16 protein-coding genes are annotated in these 18200 nt (G+C 54.7%); 7 read left to right on the top strand and 9 right to left on the bottom strand.

The genetic code is table 11. The features are described 5' to 3' along the window. Window positions 1–3: 3 nt before the first annotated feature. The gene (locus tag ABLV17_RS00920; protein WP_271031703.1) at window positions 4–1362 is read right to left on the bottom strand and encodes an aromatic acid/H+ symport family MFS transporter; all 1359 of its coding nucleotides are present in this window, start codon (window positions 1360–1362) and stop codon (window positions 4–6) included. Between the two features lie 127 nt (window positions 1363–1489). Here ABLV17_RS00920 and ABLV17_RS00915 point away from each other — a divergent pair, with 127 nt between their 5' ends. The 5 genes from ABLV17_RS00915 (at window position 1490) to sanA (ending at window position 5496) form a co-directional block, all read left to right on the top strand. Continuing rightward, window positions 1490–2395, top strand: coding sequence for a LysR family transcriptional regulator (locus tag ABLV17_RS00915; RefSeq protein ID WP_087860164.1), 906 nt, complete (start codon window positions 1490–1492; stop codon window positions 2393–2395). Between the two features lie 112 nt (window positions 2396–2507). Further along, window positions 2508–2906 carry a CidA/LrgA family protein gene (locus ABLV17_RS00910; protein ID WP_020078292.1) on the top strand — a complete coding sequence of 133 codons (399 nt, stop codon included), beginning with the start codon at window positions 2508–2510 and terminating at the stop codon, window positions 2904–2906. Continuing rightward, entirely contained in the window at window positions 2903–3598 is a 696-nt protein-coding gene (locus ABLV17_RS00905) for a CidB/LrgB family autolysis modulator (RefSeq protein WP_015365717.1), read from the top strand. Before ABLV17_RS00910 ends, ABLV17_RS00905 begins: the two co-directional genes overlap by 4 nt. Window positions 3599–3725: 127 nt before the next feature. After that, complete coding sequence (cdd, locus tag ABLV17_RS00900) at window positions 3726–4610, top strand: cytidine deaminase (protein ID WP_087860163.1); 885 nt, start codon at window positions 3726–3728, stop codon at window positions 4608–4610. Window positions 4611–4779: 169 nt separating this feature from the next. Next, window positions 4780–5496 carry an outer membrane permeability protein SanA gene (sanA, locus tag ABLV17_RS00895; RefSeq protein ID WP_015365714.1) on the top strand — a complete coding sequence of 239 codons (717 nt, stop codon included), beginning with the start codon at window positions 4780–4782 and terminating at the stop codon, window positions 5494–5496. Between the two features lie 70 nt (window positions 5497–5566). On the opposite strand, the gene mglC is transcribed toward sanA, so the two are convergent. The 6 genes from mglC to folE form a co-directional block, all read right to left on the bottom strand. Continuing rightward, window positions 5567–6577, bottom strand: coding sequence for a galactose/methyl galactoside ABC transporter permease MglC (gene mglC, locus ABLV17_RS00890; protein ID WP_015365713.1), 1011 nt, complete (start codon window positions 6575–6577; stop codon window positions 5567–5569). A gap of 15 nt (window positions 6578–6592) precedes the next feature. Then, the gene (gene mglA, locus ABLV17_RS00885; RefSeq protein WP_271031704.1) at window positions 6593–8113 is read right to left on the bottom strand and encodes a galactose/methyl galactoside ABC transporter ATP-binding protein MglA; all 1521 of its coding nucleotides are present in this window, start codon (window positions 8111–8113) and stop codon (window positions 6593–6595) included. Window positions 8114–8229: 116 nt separating this feature from the next. Further along, on the bottom strand, window positions 8230–9228 hold the full coding sequence (mglB, locus tag ABLV17_RS00880; protein ID WP_045391288.1) for a galactose/glucose ABC transporter substrate-binding protein MglB: 999 nt from the start codon (window positions 9226–9228) through the stop codon (window positions 8230–8232). Between the two features lie 298 nt (window positions 9229–9526). Further along, window positions 9527–10549: an HTH-type transcriptional regulator GalS gene (gene galS / locus ABLV17_RS00875; RefSeq protein ID WP_271031705.1), complete on the bottom strand. Its 1023-nt coding sequence runs from the start codon at window positions 10547–10549 to the stop codon at window positions 9527–9529. A 155-nt stretch (window positions 10550–10704) separates the two neighbouring features. Then, window positions 10705–11862 carry a DUF418 domain-containing protein YeiB gene (gene yeiB, locus ABLV17_RS00870; RefSeq protein WP_087860162.1) on the bottom strand — a complete coding sequence of 386 codons (1158 nt, stop codon included), beginning with the start codon at window positions 11860–11862 and terminating at the stop codon, window positions 10705–10707. A 15-nt stretch (window positions 11863–11877) separates the two neighbouring features. Further along, entirely contained in the window at window positions 11878–12546 is a 669-nt protein-coding gene (gene folE / locus ABLV17_RS00865; RefSeq protein WP_015365708.1) for a GTP cyclohydrolase I FolE, read from the bottom strand. Between the two features lie 343 nt (window positions 12547–12889). Between folE and fghA the strand changes: the two genes are divergently transcribed. After that, entirely contained in the window at window positions 12890–13726 is an 837-nt protein-coding gene (gene fghA / locus ABLV17_RS00860) for an S-formylglutathione hydrolase (protein ID WP_113374363.1), read from the top strand. Between the two features lie 50 nt (window positions 13727–13776). Here the strand turns inward: fghA and cirA are convergent, their stop codons facing one another. Then, entirely contained in the window at window positions 13777–15750 is a 1974-nt protein-coding gene (gene cirA / locus ABLV17_RS00855) for a catecholate siderophore receptor CirA (RefSeq protein ID WP_045391307.1), read from the bottom strand. Between the two features lie 303 nt (window positions 15751–16053). Further along, a complete protein-coding gene (locus tag ABLV17_RS00850; protein ID WP_045376788.1) occupies window positions 16054–17523 on the bottom strand; it encodes an amino acid permease in 1470 nt (489 codons plus the stop codon). Between the two features lie 215 nt (window positions 17524–17738). On the opposite strand from ABLV17_RS00850, the gene ABLV17_RS00845 reads away from it, so the two are divergent. Further along, complete coding sequence (locus tag ABLV17_RS00845; protein ID WP_308958355.1) at window positions 17739–18200, top strand: hypothetical protein; 462 nt, start codon at window positions 17739–17741, stop codon at window positions 18198–18200.

The raw sequence follows: 18200 nt of genomic DNA, 5'->3' as shown, positions 1-18200 counted from the left end.
TCCTCATTTATTCGCGATACCGGCAGAGGGCAGCGCGTCGGGTACAGCTCCAGGACGGCGAACCGCCAGCATCAGCATGATGAGCATCACCGCGCCGATCGCCGCCGGTACCGCTATAACGTAAAACAGCGTGTCGAAAGAGAGATTCATCGCCATCATCATGCCGCCGGAGAGCGAACCCACGATGGCGCCGCAGCGGCCTACGGCATTGGACCAGCTGACCCCGGTCGCGCGGCTCTGGGTTGGGTAAAGCGTGGCGGTCAGCGCATTCAGGCCTACCTGCGAACCACTCACGCCAATGCCGGTGCCGAAAATCGCCAGCGCCATCAGCCACAAACCGTTTTCGCTTAAACCGATCATCACGATGCACAACGCCCCCAGGCAGTAACTCAGCGCCAGCACAAGGAAGGGATTGAAACGGTCCATCAGGATGCCGAGCAACAGTGCGCCGAGCGTGCCGCCCACCTGAAACGCGGCGGTCACCCACGAAGCGTGCTGCAAATCAATACCACGATGGTTAAGCAGCGTCGGCATCCAGCTGGAGAGCAAATAGATAATCAGCAGGCTCATAAAGAACACCACCCAGAGCATCAAGGTGATCGTCAACTGGCGGCCGACAAACAGCTGGCTAATGCTGCCTTTCGGCCCGGCTGCCGGTTCATCCAGCCAGAAATGGGTCTCGGGATAGCGCTCGCCGGTGATAGCGCTGACAGTTCTGGCGATGGTCGCCTGCGGCAGCCCGCGACGAACCTGCCAGCGCGGCGACTCCGGCAGCGCCCACAGCAGCGCGACGGCCAGCAGCAGCGGCAGGATCCCGCCTAAGGCCAGAATGCCGTGCCAGCCGATATGCGCCACCAGTTGGGCGCTCACCACGCCGCCCAGCGCCGAACCCAGCGTGAAGCCGCAGAACATCAGGGTAACTAACGCGCCGCGGCGGCGGGCGGGCAGATATTCCGAGGTCATGGTGATGGTGTTGGGCATCGCCCCGCCCAATCCCAGACCGGTGAGGAAACGCAGGATAACCAGCATCTCAAGATTCGTCGAGAATGCGGAGAGCAGACTAAACAGGCCAAACAGCGCCACGCAGAACTCAATCACCCGTTTACGACCGAAGCGGTCGGAAAGCGGGCCGCAGAGCAGCGCCCCGGCGGTCAATCCCAATAGCCCGGCGCCAAACAGCGGCGCGAGGTCGCTGGCGCTCAATTGCCAGTGAACGCGGATATCGGGGGCGATAAAACCAATGGCGGCGGTGTCGAAACCATCAAGCATGACCACCAGAAAACAGCAGATAATCACACGCCACTGCAGGGCGCCAACCGGCGCTGCGTTAAGTAACGTCTGTAGTTCACGTCGTTGAGCCATAATGATGCCTCAGTGCAGGTCAGGGTAGATGTTGTATTTATTTCTTTTATGTTGCGATTTTGTAAGCATGGCGATGAAATGTACAATGGCTTTTCGGGCATAGACATAACCTGGAGGTTATCGGCTGATGGCGAACTGGACGCAAAAGTTGAAGCTGCAGCATTTGAAAATGCTGGTGGCGCTGGGTGAGCAAGGCAATCTCACGCAGGTCGCGAAAATGATGAATATTACCCAGCCCGCACTCTCTAAGTGGCTGACGCAATTTGAAGAAGAAGTCGGCATGCCGCTCTTTGAGCGCCACAGTAAGGGCCTGCGCCCTTCGGAAGGCGGTAAACTGCTGCTCCAGCACGCCCAGCGGCTAATCAACGACATGTCGCGATCGCAGTATGAGATTGAGCGCTTTAAGCAAGGCGGGCTGGTCGGCAGCCTGATGGTAGGCTGCTCTCCCGTGGCGACAGACTGCGTGGCGCAGGCCATCCTCGCCCTGCTTAAAGAGATGCCGACCCTGCATCTGAATATCGAAGAAAAAGTGATGACCCCGCTGCTGCACGACCTGCTCTCCGGCGTGGTCGATGTGGTCGTCGGACGTGTTGGCGGCCGCGCGCTGGAACTGCCACTCAACTATCGTGTGCTGTATACCGAACCGGTGTGCTTCGTCGCCCGTCCCGACCATCCGCTGGCTAGCATGCCGCGTTTGAGCTGGGCGGATCTCGCCGTCTGGCGCTGGATAGTCTGGCCTACCGGCACGCCCATTCGTCAGAGCATTGATAACGCGCTGGTCGATAACGGCGTCATGCTGCCGGAGAATACTATCGAGTCAGCCTCAATGAATGTCACCAGCAATTTGCTGCAAAGCAGCGATATGATCTCTATTCTTTCTTTGCGGCTGGCGCAGCATTACGCCGAACATCGGCAGCTGACGATTCTGAATTTGCCGCGTATTGAACAAAAAGGTAGCGTTGGGGTGTTCTGGCGCAAAAGCGAAGTACCGTCGCTGGCGCTCACTCGTTTTCTGCACTACCTCGCAGAATAAGGCCGCTGTTCCCATTTTCTATGCTGACGATGCGTAGAATTCATGATGTGATCGGTAGCACATTTCAGGGTTTAATTGTATGATGAATGGCAGTTCATCAAGGGTTATTACCATGAGTAAGTCGCTGAATATTATCTGGCAGTATGTGCGAGCTTTCGTCCTGATTTACGCCTGCTTGTATGCAGGCATTTTTATCGCCGGGCTGCTGCCCATCACCATCCCCGGCAGCATTATCGGCATGCTGATTTTGTTCGTGCTGCTGGCGCTGCAAATTATGCCGCCGCAGTGGGTCAATCCCGGCTGCAACATTCTGATTCGCTACATGGCGCTGCTGTTTGTGCCTATCGGCGTTGGCGTAATGCAGTACTGGGATTTGCTGCGCGCGCAGCTGGGGCCGGTGGCGGTATCCTGCGCCGTCAGTACCTTATTAGTCTTTTTGGTGGTGAGCTGGAGCTCGCATCTGGTCCACGGTGAACGCAAAATCATCGGGCAAAAAGGAAGTAAAAAATGATCCATGAAATGTGGTGGTCGCTACCGTTAACGCTGATTGTCTTTTTCCTTGCCCGCAAGCTGGCGGCGCGGTTTAAATTTCCGCTGCTCAACCCGCTGCTGGTCGCCATGGTGGTCATTATTCCTTTCCTGCTGGTCACCGGTATTTCTTATGAACGCTATTTTGCCGGCAGCAAAATCCTTAACGATCTGCTGCAGCCGGCGGTGGTTGCGCTGGCCTTTCCGCTATATGAACAACTGCACCAGATCCGCGCGCGTTGGAAATCCATCATCACCATCTGCTTTATCGGTAGCTGCGTGGCGATGATCACCGGTACCACCGTCGCTCTGCTGATGGGCGCCACCCCGCAAATAGCCGCTTCCATCATGCCAAAATCCGTCACCACGCCAATTGCCATGGCGGTCAGCGGCAGTATTGGCGGTATTCCAGCGATTAGCGCCGTGTGCGTCATTTTCGTTGGGATCCTCGGCGCGGTGTTCGGCCATACGCTGCTTAACGCCATGCGTATTCATACTAAAGCATCCCGCGGCCTGTCGATGGGTACCGCCTCGCACGCCCTCGGCACCGCGCGTTGCGCCGAACTGGACTACCAGGAAGGGGCGTTTAGCTCTCTGGCGCTGGTACTGTGCGGAATTATTACCTCGCTGGTCGCGCCTTTTCTGTTCCCGGTGATTGTCGCTGTTGTCGGATAAATGTGATTTATATCACATTTATAAATGCAACAAGTTATCGTTGCATAAACAATGAGACCCATATCACATATGGGTCCCGTGCGGGCCCGTACACTAGCTTCCCATTACATTGTTATGAGGCAACGCTATGCACTCTCGTTTTCAAGCTGCTTTGACTAATCTGGCGGCAGACCTGCAGGCGGCCATCGCCCCGATGCTCGCAGACCCGCACTTCCCGGCGCTGCTCGAAGCCGATCAGGTGGCGACGCTACAACAAGCAACAGGTTTGGATGAAGACGCGCTGGCCTTTGCGCTACTGCCGCTTGCCGCCGCCTGCGCCCGCGCCGATCTTTCTCACTTTAACGTTGGCGCTATCGCCCGCGGCGTGAGCGGTCGCTGGTACTTCGGCGGTAACATGGAATTCCTCGGCGCCACCATGCAACAGACCGTCCACGCGGAACAGAGCGCCATCAGCCACGCCTGGCTACGCGGCGAAAAATCCCTGCGCGCCATTACCGTCAACTACACGCCTTGCGGCCACTGCCGCCAGTTTATGAATGAACTGAACAGCGGTCTGGCGCTGCGCATTCATCTGCCGGGTCGCGAAGCGCACTCCCTGCAGCACTATCTGCCGGACGCCTTTGGCCCGAAAGATCTGGAAATCAAAACTCTGTTGATGGATGAGCAGGATCACGGCTTCCCTCTCAGCGGCGATGCGCTCACGCAGGCGGCTATTCAGGCGGCGAACCGCTGCCACGCGCCGTACAGCGACTCCCCTTCCGGCGTGGCGCTGGAGCTGAAAGACGGCACCATTTTCTGCGGCAGCTACGCGGAAAACGCGGCGTTCAATCCGACGCTACCGCCGCTGCAGGGCGCGCTGAACCTGCTGAGCCTTAACGGTTACGACTATCCGGATATCCAGCGCGCGCTGCTGGCCGAGAAAGCCGATGCATCGCTTATCCAGTGGGATGCGACCGTCGCAACCCTGAAAGCGTTAGGCTGTCAGAATATCGACCGCGTGCTGTTAGGTTAACTAGCCCGATAGTCTGAGCAGATTGCCGGATGCGCCTTTGGCTTCTCCGGCCTGGATTCGGTAATCTGCCATATTGCTGAAAATCCCCGCAATTAAACGATGGTTTCTTGCGCTTACCCGGCGGGTAAAGTAGCCTGAAGCTTCCCTCGTCCACCATTGAGTCAAGTTCATGTTAAAGCGTGTGTTATACAGCCTGTTAGTCCTGCTCGGCCTGCTGCTGTTGACCGTGCTGGGTCTTGACCGCTGGATGAGCTGGAAAACCGCGCCCTATATTTACGATGAGCTGCAGGATCTCCCCTATCGCCAGGTTGGCGTGGTGTTGGGTACTGCCAAATATTATCGCACCGGCGTGATCAATCAGTATTATCGTTACCGGATCCAGGGCGCGCTCAACGCCTACAATAGCGGTAAGGTTAATTATCTGCTGTTAAGCGGTGACAACGCCCTGCAAAGCTATAACGAACCGATGACCATGCGCCGCGATCTGATCAAAGCCGGCGTCGATCCGGCGGATATCGTGCTGGACTACGCCGGTTTCCGCACCCTCGATTCGATCGTGCGCACCCGCAAAGTGTTCGATACCAATGATTTTATTATTATCACCCAGCGCTTCCACTGCGAGCGTGCATTGTTTATCGCCCTGCATATGGGGATTCAGGCGCAGTGCTATGCGGTGCCTTCGCCGAAGGATATGTGGACCGTGCGTCTGCGCGAGTTTGGCGCCCGGTTTGGCGCGCTGGCGGATCTCTATATCTTCAAACGCGAACCACGTTTCCTCGGGCCGCTGATCCCCATCCCGGCGCAGCAGCATGAAGTTCCGGAGGATGCGCAATCCTACCCGGCGGTCACGCCCGAGCAGTTACTGGAGCTACAGAAAGAAAAATAGCCGCCGTCGTTTGGTCGATTTGAGGTATAAAAAAACCCGCGCCAGGCGCGGGTTTTTGATGCGTTCAATCTTATTTCTTGCGCGCGTATTTCAGTGAATCCAGCGCCACGGCGAAGATGATAATCGCCCCTTTAATAATGTACTGCCAGTACGGATTGACGCCGATGTAGGTCAGACCATAGTTGATGACGGTAAAGATAATAACCCCGGTCACCACGCCGAAAACCGTACCCACGCCGCCGCTGAAGGAAACGCCCCCCACCACGCAAGCGGCAATCGCATCCAGTTCGTACATAAAGCCGAGGTTGTTGGTCGCCGAACCGATACGTCCGGCTTCCAGAAGCCCGCCGAAGGCGTAAAACACCCCGGACAGGGCATAAATCATGAGCAGGTTCAGCGCCACGTTAACGCCGGAGACACGCGCCGCTTCCGGATTGCCGCCGATAGCGAAGATGTTTTTACCGAAACGGGTTTTATTCCACAGGATCCACACGAAGAAGATAGCGATCAGCGCGTAGAAAGTAATGTACGACAGGCGGAATGAACCTAAAGCGACAAAGCCCTGGGCAAACTGCGAGAAGTGGCTGTCGAAACCGGAAATAGGCGACGCGCCGACAAAGTCGTAGTACAGGGAGTTGATACCGTAAACGATGATCATCGTGCCCAGGGTAGTGATAAACGGCGTCACGTTGAGATAGGCAATGACGATACCGTTAATCAAGCCAATCACCGCGCCGATCGCGCAGACCAGCAGAATCACCAACGGAATCGGCATGGTCGCCATCTCCGGGAACACCTTGTTGGCGTTATCCACCGCCTGCAGCATGGTAGCCGCTACCACCGCCGCCAGACCCACCTGACGTCCGGCGGAAAGGTCGGTCCCCTGGGTGACAATCAGCCCGGCGACGCCGAGCGCGATGATAATACGTACCGAGGATTGCGTCAGGATGTTACTTAAGTTCAGCAGACTTAAGAAGGTCGGGTCCTGGAAAATAATAATGGCCAGCAAGACCAAAAGGACAACGTAAATCCCACCCTCTTTCAGGTAAGTGAGGAAACTCTTTTTATTTAACGCACTCATGGAAAGCCCCTGATCTCAAAGGTGCAATGATGCAAGACGCAGAATTTCATTTTGCGTCGTGGTTTTGGTCTCAACAATTCCGGCAACCAGCCCGTTGCTCATAACCAGAATACGGTCGGTAATTCCCAGCAGCTCCGGCATTTCAGAAGAGATAATAATGATGCCTTTATCTTTTTTGGCCAGTTCGGCAATCAGCTGGTAAATTTCGAATTTGGCCCCGACGTCAATTCCGCGGGTCGGTTCATCAAGCATTAATATTTCCGGCTGGGTTAATAACCAACGGCCGATAATAACCTTCTGTTGGTTACCACCGGAAAGCGAACCGATTTGCGTTTGATGGCCCGGGGTTTTAACCCGCATGGAATCGATAACCCATTGGGTATCGCTTTTCATCCGCGAATTATCCAGCAGGCCGACCTTGTTTTTATACTTCTTGATATTTGATATCAGCGAGTTAAAACCAATATCGAGGTAAGCATAAATTCCCGTCGAACGACGCTCTTCGGTTACCAACGCAAAGCCGTGGTTAATCGCTTCGTTAGCGCTATGGTTATTAATTTTTTTACCATGCAGGATAATGGTGCCGCTGGCCTTTTCGCGGATGCCAAACAGCGTTTCAACAATATCGGTACGTTTAGCGCCCACCAGTCCGGCAATGCCGAGGATTTCGCCTTTATGCAGATCGAATGAGACATCGCGAATTGACGGCTGGCGCAACGAGGTCAGGTTTCGAACTTCAAGGATTACTTCGCCCGGTTTGTTTTGTTTATCCGGAAAACGCTGGTTCAGCGAACGGCCAACCATCATCGCAATGATCTTATCCATATCCAGCCCTTCCAGCGGCTGGGTGGCAATCCACTGACCATCGCGCAGGATCGTAATCTCATCGCATAGCTGAAATATCTCCTCCATTTTATGGGAGATATAAACAATACCGCAGCCACGCTCTTTCAGCTTGCGGATTATTTTAAACAGGTGATTGACCTCTTTTTCTGTCAGCGATGAGGTAGGCTCATCCATAATGACGATTTTGGCGTCATAGGAGAATGCTTTCGCAATTTCAATCATCTGCATCTGAGATACCGATAAAGTTCCCACGCGAGCGCGCGGATCAATATCAATATCGAGCTCATCAAATATCGCTTTGGTATCGCGATACATTTTATCCTGATCGACAAACATGCCTTTGGTGGGGTAGCGTCCCAGCCACATGTTGTCCATGACCGAACGTTGAAGTACCAGGTTTAATTCCTGGTGCACCATAGAAATACCGTTTTCCAACGCTTCTTTCGCCGAATGGAAATCGATCTCTTTTCCCTGAAAAAGAATACTGCCGGAATCTTTTTGATAGATCCCAAATAAGCATTTTAATAATGTCGATTTACCCGCGCCATTCTCCCCCATTAATGCATGGATAGAGTGCGGACGAACCTTCAGGTTGACATTATCAAGAGCTTTAACGCCGGGGAAGGATTTGTTGATGTCGCTCATTTCCAACAAATATTCGCCCGACTGTACGCTATTATTGCTGACCATAGTTATACCTGGCTGCGTTCGTGACGATCCGCGACGATAAGTTATATCGCAGCAAAATCGGCTTCGGTATCAGGAATAATCGGGCGCGCTGAACGCGCCCGCAATGCATGTAAAACTTATTTACCGATAAACTGGCTGAGGTTGTCTTTATCGACGCCTACGTACGGTACGCGGACAATCTTATTCTCAATTTTCCAGTTGGTGCCAGCAGCGGGCTCTTTGCCGTCAGCCAGGTTCTTCGCCAGATCGAAAGTCGCTTTCGCCTGGTTATTGGCATCGTTCAGCACGGTACCGGCCATCGCGCCGGATTTCACCAGCGCCAGCGCTTCAGGCAGGGCATCGACGCCGAACACCGGAATGCTGCTCTTGTTATGCGCTTTCAGCGCTTCTACCGCGCCCATCGCCATCGCATCGTTGTTAGCGATGACCACTTCGATTTTGTTAGCGTTCGGGCCGGAGAGCCAGGCGTCCATTTTATCTTTCGCTTGCGCGGTATCCCACATGGCGGTATCTAACGCCAGTTGCTGAGTTTTAAGCCCTTTTTCATTCAGCTCTTTGATGACGTAGGAAGTACGCGCTTCGGCGTCCGGGTGGCCCGGCTCGCCTTTCAACAGGACAAACTGAATCTGACCATCTTTGTTCAGATCCCAGTTTGGGTTCGCTTTCCAGTGTTTGGCGATAAGATCGCCCTGGATAATCCCGGATTCTTTGGAGTCGGTACCTACATAGTAGGCTTTATCGTAGCTATCCAGCGCCTTGCGCGATGGCTCTTTGTTAAAGAACACCACCGGCACATTTTGCCCGCGCGCTTTGTCGATAACCGTACCCGCCGCCGCCGGGTCAACCAGGTTGATGGCCAGCGCCTTCACCCCTTTCGCCAGCAGCACGTCGATCTGATCGTTCTGTTTGGACTGATCGTTCTGCGAGTCATTCATCAGCAGTTTCACATCCGGCGCAGATTTGCCGTCTTTTTCGATAGCTTTACGCACGACAGACATGAAGTTGTCGTCATACTTGTAGATCGTAACGCCGATACGGGTATCCGCGGCATGCGCTGCGGCGCCGAAAAGCATGCCAGCCATGACGGCGGACAGAGCTAAGACCTTCTTATTCATGGAATCTCCGGTTTTATTATTTTGCATCGTTTTTTTTGGCGTGAAGATAGCTGGCGGGAGTTGTTACATTAGGGTTACCGCACAACGATATTCACAACGTTAATTCTGTCTTCCGTGTAGGGTAACGCTCCAGAAAAACGGCTTCATCAAGTGCCTAACCTATTGTTTAAGATGATGTTTAAACGCATCATCAGCACAGCCTGGTTCGGACTGGTCAACGCTGCCATCATAAACAGCGGAATGTTAATATACTGTGAATTTACTCACAGATTGAAAGCGGTTACATCGATTGATAGATTCAGTTAGTGATCGGCCCCACACTTTGCTTCTGCGTCACCGAATGGCGCCGCACCAGCGTGGGCATAAAACAGTGGCTGGCCTCACTATCGAGTTTTCCTGCCGCCCCTTGTAGCGCCAGTTCGGTAGCCAGTTTAGCCATCGACATTATGGGATAGCGCACCGTGGTCAGCTGCGGATCGGTGTAACGGGAAATGGGAATGTCATCAAAACCAATCAGCGAGAGATGCTGCGGCACGGTAATGCCGTTATCCTTGAGGGTGGTGAGCGCGCCGGCAGCCATACTGTCGTTATAGGCAAACACCGCCGTCAGGCCTAAATTACGCCCCAGCAGTTCAACCATCGCCGCTTCACCGCCCTGCATATCCGGCGAACCTGAGCCCACCCAGCTATCCGGCGCGATAATGCCCTGCTCCTGCAGCGCTTTACTCCACCCTTCACGGCGCAGTTCATCATCCTCAATGCCGTGATTGGAAGAAAGATAGCCAATCCGCTGATGGCCGTGATTGAGCAGCATTCGCGTAGCCATTAGCGCGCCGCTGACGTTATCGAGACCCACGCAGCGGTGCGCGAAACCCGGCACAATGCGGTTTATCAGCACCATGCCCGGAATATGCTGCATAAAGTCGCCAAGTTCGGCATCGCTTAACGCTTTCGAATGCACGATAAGCGCCGAACAGCGCTGGCGAATCAGCACCTCAATGGCGTTACGCTCTTTTTCAGCTTCATGGTAGCTGTTGCCGATTAGCACATATTTCTGATGCTGCTGCGCGACGGTATCCACCGCTTTCACCAGCGCGCCGAAAAAGGCGTCTGACACATCCATCACCACCACGCCAATGGTATCGCTAACCTGGGTCGCCAGCGCCTGGGCATTGGCATTCGGCCGATAGCCCAGTTGCGCGACCGCCTTCATCACTGCCTCCCGGGTATCCGGGCTCACCAGCGCGCTGTTATTCAGCACCCGCGAAACCGTTGCTACCGAAACCCCCGCCTGACGGGCGACATCACGAATGGTGATCATACATACCCGCCTTTATCGCATTGCAATACGTCACACCCACCTCCTGTGTTCAGCAAGGTGGCTATTCTGGCAGCGACGCGCGCCGCGCTACGTGAGTGAGGTCACACCGCTGGAAACGGTTACATCCATTTTGTTAATGATTGTGATCGAGATCGTTATACAGATGTATCTCTGGATGATGTCCCTGAGGCTCTCAGGGTTAACTGTCGCCATAGCCACTCAACGGGCCCCTGGCGGAAATGACGCAGCCAAAACTGCGAGAAGAGGAGATTAACGGCCCACACCGCCGGCACAAAGGCCAACAGCTGAAAACGGTCAAATTTCATAAACAGGCCGAGATGATAGAACAGCGTGGTGCAGATCAGGGTTTGCAGTAAATAGTTACTGAGCGCCATCCGCCCAACGCAGGCAATCGCCCCGACCAGACGAAAGCGGCATAATTGCGGCCAGAATCCCCACGCCAGCGCGGCATAGCCAATGGTTTGTAACGGCGCGCCCAGTTCACGCGGCGCCTGCAGCAGAAAACCACACCAGCGGTAGTCCCATTGCAAGTACCACTGCGCGGCGATGGCCGGCACATTTACCATCATTCCGGTAATAATCAGCACAGCCCCGACGCGGCGGTAGTGACTAAGGCTAAACTGCCCTTTCAACCAGCCGCAGCGCATCAGCGCCGCGCCCATTAGCATCATCCCCGCCAGCTGCCAGCCGTACTGCACGCCAAGCGCCACCAGGTTATCGGACAGCATATCCGCGCGATTGCTCACCGCCTCCATACCGCCTTTGAGCTTCCAGAACTGCTCATACTGCACATTCGCGGCATCGGGCACCCATGACCGACTGGCGCCGTTGCCGGAAATCAACCCCAGCAATACCAGCACCGCAATACCGATGAGATATAGCACTACGCCGGTATTAAATAGCGATTTAACGTGATGGGCATCGCGTACCATGCGCCAGGCAATTAGCCCCACCAACGCATAGGCCAGCAGAATATCTCCGTCCCAGAAAAAGAGACCGTGAATAAAACCAAGTAGGGCAAGCAGCGTTAGCCGCGACTGGATCCAGCGTTTACCGCGTACCAGCAGCATTTGCAATCCGGCGCCGAACAGCAGAGCAAACAGGGTGAGAAATTTTACCTGCGCAAACAGATCGAGGATTGCCCAGCTCCAGGCGTCGCTCGGCGAAATACTCCCGGCCCAGGCCGGATTAAGATAGGCCGCCTTCGGCAAGCCGAAGGCGGTGATATTCAGTAGCAGAATGCCGAGGATGGCGACGCCGCGAACGAAGTCCAGCGTGACGTTTCTCTCCATGCACCCTGCTCCGAATTAATTGTGGTGACGTACGGCGCGCAGGAACTCCTGGCGGGTATTCTGGCTGGATTTAAACAGACCGCCAAGCGAAGTGGTGGTCGTGGCGCTGGTCGCATCGCGGATGCCGCGCGCTTTCACGCAGTAATGCACCGCATCAATGGATACCGCGACGTTACTGGTACCGAGCAGAGTCTGCAGCGCGGTAAGGATCTGCTGCGTCAGGCGCTCCTGCACCTGTGGACGCTGGGCAAAGAACTGCACGATGCGGTTAATTTTCGACAGGCCGATTACCGAATCTTTCGGGATATAAGCAACGGTCGCTTTGCCGTCAATCGTCACAAAGTGATGTTCACAGGTACTGGTCAGCGTGATATCGCGAACCGTCACCATCTCGTCAACTTTCATTTTGTTTTCAATAACGGTGATTTTCGGGAATCTGGCGTAATCCAGACCGGAGAAAATCTCATCAACGTACATTTTTGCGATGCGATGCGGAGTCTCCATCAGGCTGTCGTCACTGAGATCAAGATTCAGCAGTTGCATAATCTCAGTCATGTGCCCGGCGATCAGACGCTTGCGCGTTTCATTATCAATTTCTTGTACTGGCGGACGCAGCGGCGTCTCCAGCCCACGAGCGACCAGCGCTTCATGAACGAGTATGGCTTCTTTACTCAATGATGACATTTAGGTTCTCCTGCAGGTGTGGCGCTCTTTGCTCTTCTGAGGGCAAAGTTTGCACTCATTGTGCGTGAGGTGGCGCACATAATCCAGTAGCCGTCACGATAATTATTGAAATTGGCGCAACCTTTCATTTTTACCGCTGCGGTTGGACGTTGTCGATGCGCCACGCCAGCGAGCCCCGCCGCTACCGCGCGCAATCATAAGTACTGTAGATGTTCTGAGATGTTCTTTATAACTCGTATTAATGATGCAATAGCTTTGCGCGACGGGAAAGTGAAAGTTACTCACCGGTTAATGAAATATCTGTATTATTAAGCATTACACATAGATACCCGAGGAGCCCTGGATGGAACTGCTTGAAGAACATCGCTGTTACGAGGGTCGGCAGCAGCGCTGGCGTCATCACTCCAGTACCCTGAACTGTGCGATGACGTTCAGCATTTTTTTACCGCCGACGACGGAAACCGCCCCACCGCCGGTGCTGTACTGGCTATCCGGTTTGACCTGCAATGACGAAAACTTCACCACTAAGGCCGGCGCTCAGCGGATAGCCGCCGAACTTGGTATCGCGCTGGTGATGCCCGACACCAGCCCGCGCGGCGATGACGTCGCCGATGATGCCGGTTACGATCTCGGTAAAGGCGCAGGTTTTTACCTCAACGCCACTCAGGCGCCGTGGGCGGCCCATTTTCGCATGTATGATTACCTGCGCGATGAGCTGCCGCAGTTGATTAACCACCAGTTTCAGGTCGCCGACCGTTGCGCCATCAGCGGCCACTCGATGGGCGGCCACGGCGCGCTCATCATGGCGCTGAAAAACCCAGGGCGCTTTACCAGCGTCTCGGCCTTCGCGCCGATCGTCAACCCATGCAAAGTTCCGTGGGGACAAAAAGCGTTCAGCGCTTATCTGGGCGATGATGAAGCGACCTGGCAGGAGTGGGACAGCTGCGCGCTGATGCAGGCAAGCCAGGCCGGGGATGCCATTCCGACCTTAATTGACCAGGGTGACGCCGACCAGTTTCTTGGCGCCCAGCTGCAGCCCGCGGTCCTTGCAGAGGTGGCGCGACAGAAACAGTGGCCGCTGAGCCTGCGTATCCAGCCCGGCTACGACCACAGCTACTATTTCATTGCCACCTTTATAGAAGATCATCTGCGCTTCCATGCGCAGTTCCTGCTGAAGTAGTTTCAGCCGCGAGTCTCTGCGGGCGATTTACATCGCCCGGTTTATCGCTATCAGAAGCGGTAATCGACGGCCATAAAGTAGCGACGGCCATCTTCGGTGTAGCTGTAATCGTCGCGGTTCAGATCTTTGTCGCCGACGTTAAGCACGCCGGAGCGCAGTTTCACGTTTTTACTGACCTGCCACGCGGCGCCGATATCGAACATGGTATAACCGCCTGGGGTTTTACCCGTCGCGCTTACCGCTCGCTGCTCGCCGGTATAGTTGGCCGTGACATAGAAAGACCAATCCTCCAGCGGTTTCCAGTCGAGTGTACCGTTAGCGGTATGGAACGGCAGCGTCTGTAGCGGTTTATTGCCGCCGTTGCTCAGATCGCGACCATCGTTATAGGTATAGTTGACCGTCAGTTTCCACTCTTCGCCGAACGGAACCTTCACTTCGGTCTCCACGCCTTTAATCCGCGCTTTGTTGACGTTGAAGTAGCGGAATACCGGCACGCGCTTACCGTTCACGGTCTTCCAGCCGACGAAGTTCGGGTAACCCGGCGCCTCGCTGGCGCTGGAGGTGCGCAGGATGTCGATCATATCGTCAACGTTGTTCTGGAAGGCGGTCACGCTGCCTTCAACACCTTCCAGCCAGCCCTCTTCACCGCTGTAATACAGACCAAGCTCAAAGCTTTCGCTGGTTTCCGGCTTCAGATTCGGGTTACCGATAATGCTGCAGCTGCCGCGACAGGAGTTGGTGGTCCAGTCCGGGTTCAATTGCAGCAGCGACGGCGCTTTAAAGGCCGTAGCCCAACCGCCTTTCACGGTCACGGTATCGGTGGCGTTATAGACCAGGTACGCACGCGGGCTCCAGTGATCGCCGTAGGTTTGGTGATCGTCCATACGGATGCCGGTGGTCAGCGCCAGCGGTTCAAAGATCCGCCACTCATCTTCGAGGAACAGCGCGTACTGGCTGGCGGAAGTCGATTTGCCGCCGCTGCTCAGGTTTACCGGATCTTTGAGTTTATCGTGGCGCCATTCACCGCCGAGGGTGACGATCTGGTTGATCATACCCAGCGGCATCACATATTTACCATCGACCGCATTACTCTCAGAAGTAATAGTGCCCGCCTGCCCTGGATTTTTGTTATCCACTTTCTCGCCGTAGAATTTCACTTCGCTATTGCCGACATCCCAGCGCCCGTTATGGGTCAAAGAGTAGTTTTGGCGTTCAAGGCGGTTTTTGTCGAGCGAGTCTGAATCGCGATCCTGGCGATCGAAACCGTAGCCGGCGGTAATGTCCTGGTTCTCCGTTGGCGTCCAGGCGAACTCAACGTTGCCGTCGCGGCTGGTAAAACCTTCAATGCGCGGCGTTTCGCCCGCGGCGTTGCTGGAAGATTGTTGATCGTCTTTACTGCGTTTCGCCAGGCTGCCGTAGGCTTTCATGCCCAACACGCCGTCAATCAGCGGACCGCTGGTGAAGAACTGGCCGTTGTAAGTGTCACCGCGATCGCGGTGTTCCTGAATGGTGGCATCGCTGCTGAGGGTACCGGTCCATTTCTGGCCGATTTTTTTGGTAATGATGTTGACCACGCCGCCGAGCGCGTCGGAACCGTACAGGGAAGACATCGGGCCGCGCACTACTTCAATCCGCTCGATAGAGTCCACCGGGATCCAGTTAAGATCGAAATCGTTATGGCGGAAGACAGCATTACGCGAGTTCACCCGTTTGCCATCGATGAGAATCAGCGTATAGCTGCTACTCAGGCCGCGAATACTCACTCCCTTACGGTTATCCCCTTCGTTGGTGAGCTGAACGCCAGGCACATCGCGCAGCACGTCCTTCAGGTTCTGCACCGGCTTACGCTGCAAGTCCTGCTGGGTGATAACGCTGATACTGGCGGGGGCATCTTTGACGCTCTGTTCAGTCGCCGCGGCGGTGACAACCAGCGTTTCGTCATCATTTGCGGCCAGCGCCGGAAATGCCAATGCTACGACGGACGCGCACAGTCCCGCCCGGGCAAAAGGGTTTAACCTGAACATACCAAATCTCCATGAGGTCAACTACAAATCAAACAAAGGGTGCAGCTTGCACATCTTGTCGACACGCGGCTCTGGCGGCCGCGTGCAAATTTTTTACAGTCGATGTGGCTGGTCACCCCTTGCCTTTCGTTGTTGAGCGGCAAGATAGGGAGATTGGCTTCATCCTGAATTTTCCGAAATGATAAGGATAATGATTACAATTATCAATACAATTATGAAGAAGTGTGTCCGTTTGTAATCCTTGCAGGCATAAAAAAAGCCCTCTTTAAAAGAGGGCTTTATCGAAAGCGGTAAAGTGTGGAATTAGCCTTTAAAGCGTTCCGGGAACTTCATTTCGCTGTAGCGCACGAAGCGGGTACCTTTCACCAGCTTGTAACCAAACCAGATAACCAGGAATAGCGGAATGCCGATGTAGGTCGCCGCCACGCCGCCCCAATCAATGGTGTCCTTGAGGAAGGCTTCGTAGTTCTGGCCAAGGGTGATGATAAGGCACAGTACGAAAGCGAAGATCGGCCCCAGCGGGAAGAAGCCGGAACGGTACGGCAGGTTATTGATATCATTACCCTGCAACACGTAGCCACGACGGAAACGGTAGTGGCTGATCGCAATACCCAACCAGGCGATAAAGCCGGTCATCCCGGAGGTATTCAGCAGCCACAGATAAACCGTCTGGTTGCCGAACATCGAGGTCAGGAAGCACAGCGCCGCAATCACGGTAGTCGCATACAGCGCATTGCGCGGTACGCCGCCTCTCGACAGCTTCGAGAAAATGCGCGGCGCTTTGCCGTCGCACGCCAGGGTATACAACATACGCGTAGAGGCGTACATCCCGGAGTTACCCGCCGACAGCACCGCCGTCAGGATAACCGCGTTCATGATCGCCGCCGCAGAGAGCAGACCGGCGTGCTCGAATACCAGAGTGAACGGGCTAACGGAAATATCTTTAACGTCGTTACGCAGCAGGCTCGGATCGGTATACGGGATGATCAGGCTGATAATCAAAATCGCGAAGACATAGAACAGCAGGATACGCCAGAACACCTGACGCACCGCGCGCGGAATGTTCTTCTCCGGGTTTTCCGATTCGCCTGCGGCAATACCGATGAGCTCGGTGCCCTGGAAGGAGAAACCGACAATCATCGCCACGCCGATCATCGCCGCAAAGCCGCCGGCAAACGGCGCGTCATCAATGCCCCAGTTGCTCCAGCCCGCCGGCGTCGTGCCTTCGAAGATGCCAAAAATCATCATGATGCCGACGATGATAAAGATAATCACGGTGGCAACTTTAATCAGCGAGAACCAGTACTCCGCTTCGCCGAAGCCGCGTACCGAGATCCAGTTCAACAGGAACATGATACCAAGGAACAGCGCGCTCCAGATCCAGCCGGGGGTATCCGGGAACCAGTAGCTCATCACCAGCTGCGAGGCAACGAGGTCAACGGCGATAGTCACCGCCCAGTTGTACCAGTAGTTCCAGCCCAGCGCGAAGCCAAAGCCTTCTTCTACGTAGTTCTGACCGTAGGTGGCAAAGGAGCCTGAAACCGGCATAAACGCCGCCAGCTCACCGAGACTGGTCATCAGGAAATATACCATCAGACCGATCAGAATGTAGGAAAGCAGCGCGCCGCCGGGGCCTGCCTGTGAAATTGTTGCGCCAGAGGCAACGAAAAGACCTGTACCGATGGAACCGCCAATAGCGATCATGGTCAAGTGGCGCGCTTTTAGCTCGCGGCGGAGCGTGGGCGCTTCTGTGGTTTTAGTTTCCGAAACCATGTGAAAATGCTATCCATCCAAAAAATGAGGCGCGATTGTAGCAGACGATCGTCCGTCCATCCGGTACAAATGCAAAGTTATAAGAGAGCTTCATGATCTGACACAAATTATTAGTAAAGCAGTAATCCTGCATTGGCGCATAAAAAAACAGACAAAAAATCGTAGCTTACGGCAAAATAACGCGAGGATTGTCACAATGCTGAAGGAGTCAGCCTATGGTTTCCCCCACTCGTCGCAGTCTGGCCCCCGATGCCTTTCTGCTGCTGGCGATTTTCTGCCTGTATCTATTCGTTATTGGCCTGTACGCCAGTATCACGGTGCTGGAACACTGGTTGCGGCTGCCGAATTACCTGACCGATAACAGGGAGACTTTTCTTGTCGGCGCGCTTCCTCTTGCGATTGCTGGACTGCTGGGGCTACTGGCGGGCGTCGGAGTGAAAAAGCGGCTGATGGTTCGGCTGTGCAAAGTCTTCTGCGCCTTTTCTCTTATCTATATTGCGGCTTTCACCTGGCTGGACTGGCGCACGATGGACCACTATCGGGATAACCCGCAATACGGCGTGTGCAAGCAATACAGCAAACACACCATTTATATGTACGTATGGAACAGCGACTGGTGCGACTATTTCGGCAGAAGGGTGCAACACCCCTCTCCCATTGCTAATCGGGAGAACTAG

Origin of the sequence: Klebsiella sp. CN_Kp091 (assembly GCF_040065095.1) — a bacterium.
GTDB lineage: Bacteria > Pseudomonadota > Gammaproteobacteria > Enterobacterales > Enterobacteriaceae > Klebsiella > Klebsiella aerogenes.
Note: the sequence above shows the minus strand (reverse complement) of the source record. Positions and strands in the feature narration are given on the sequence as shown.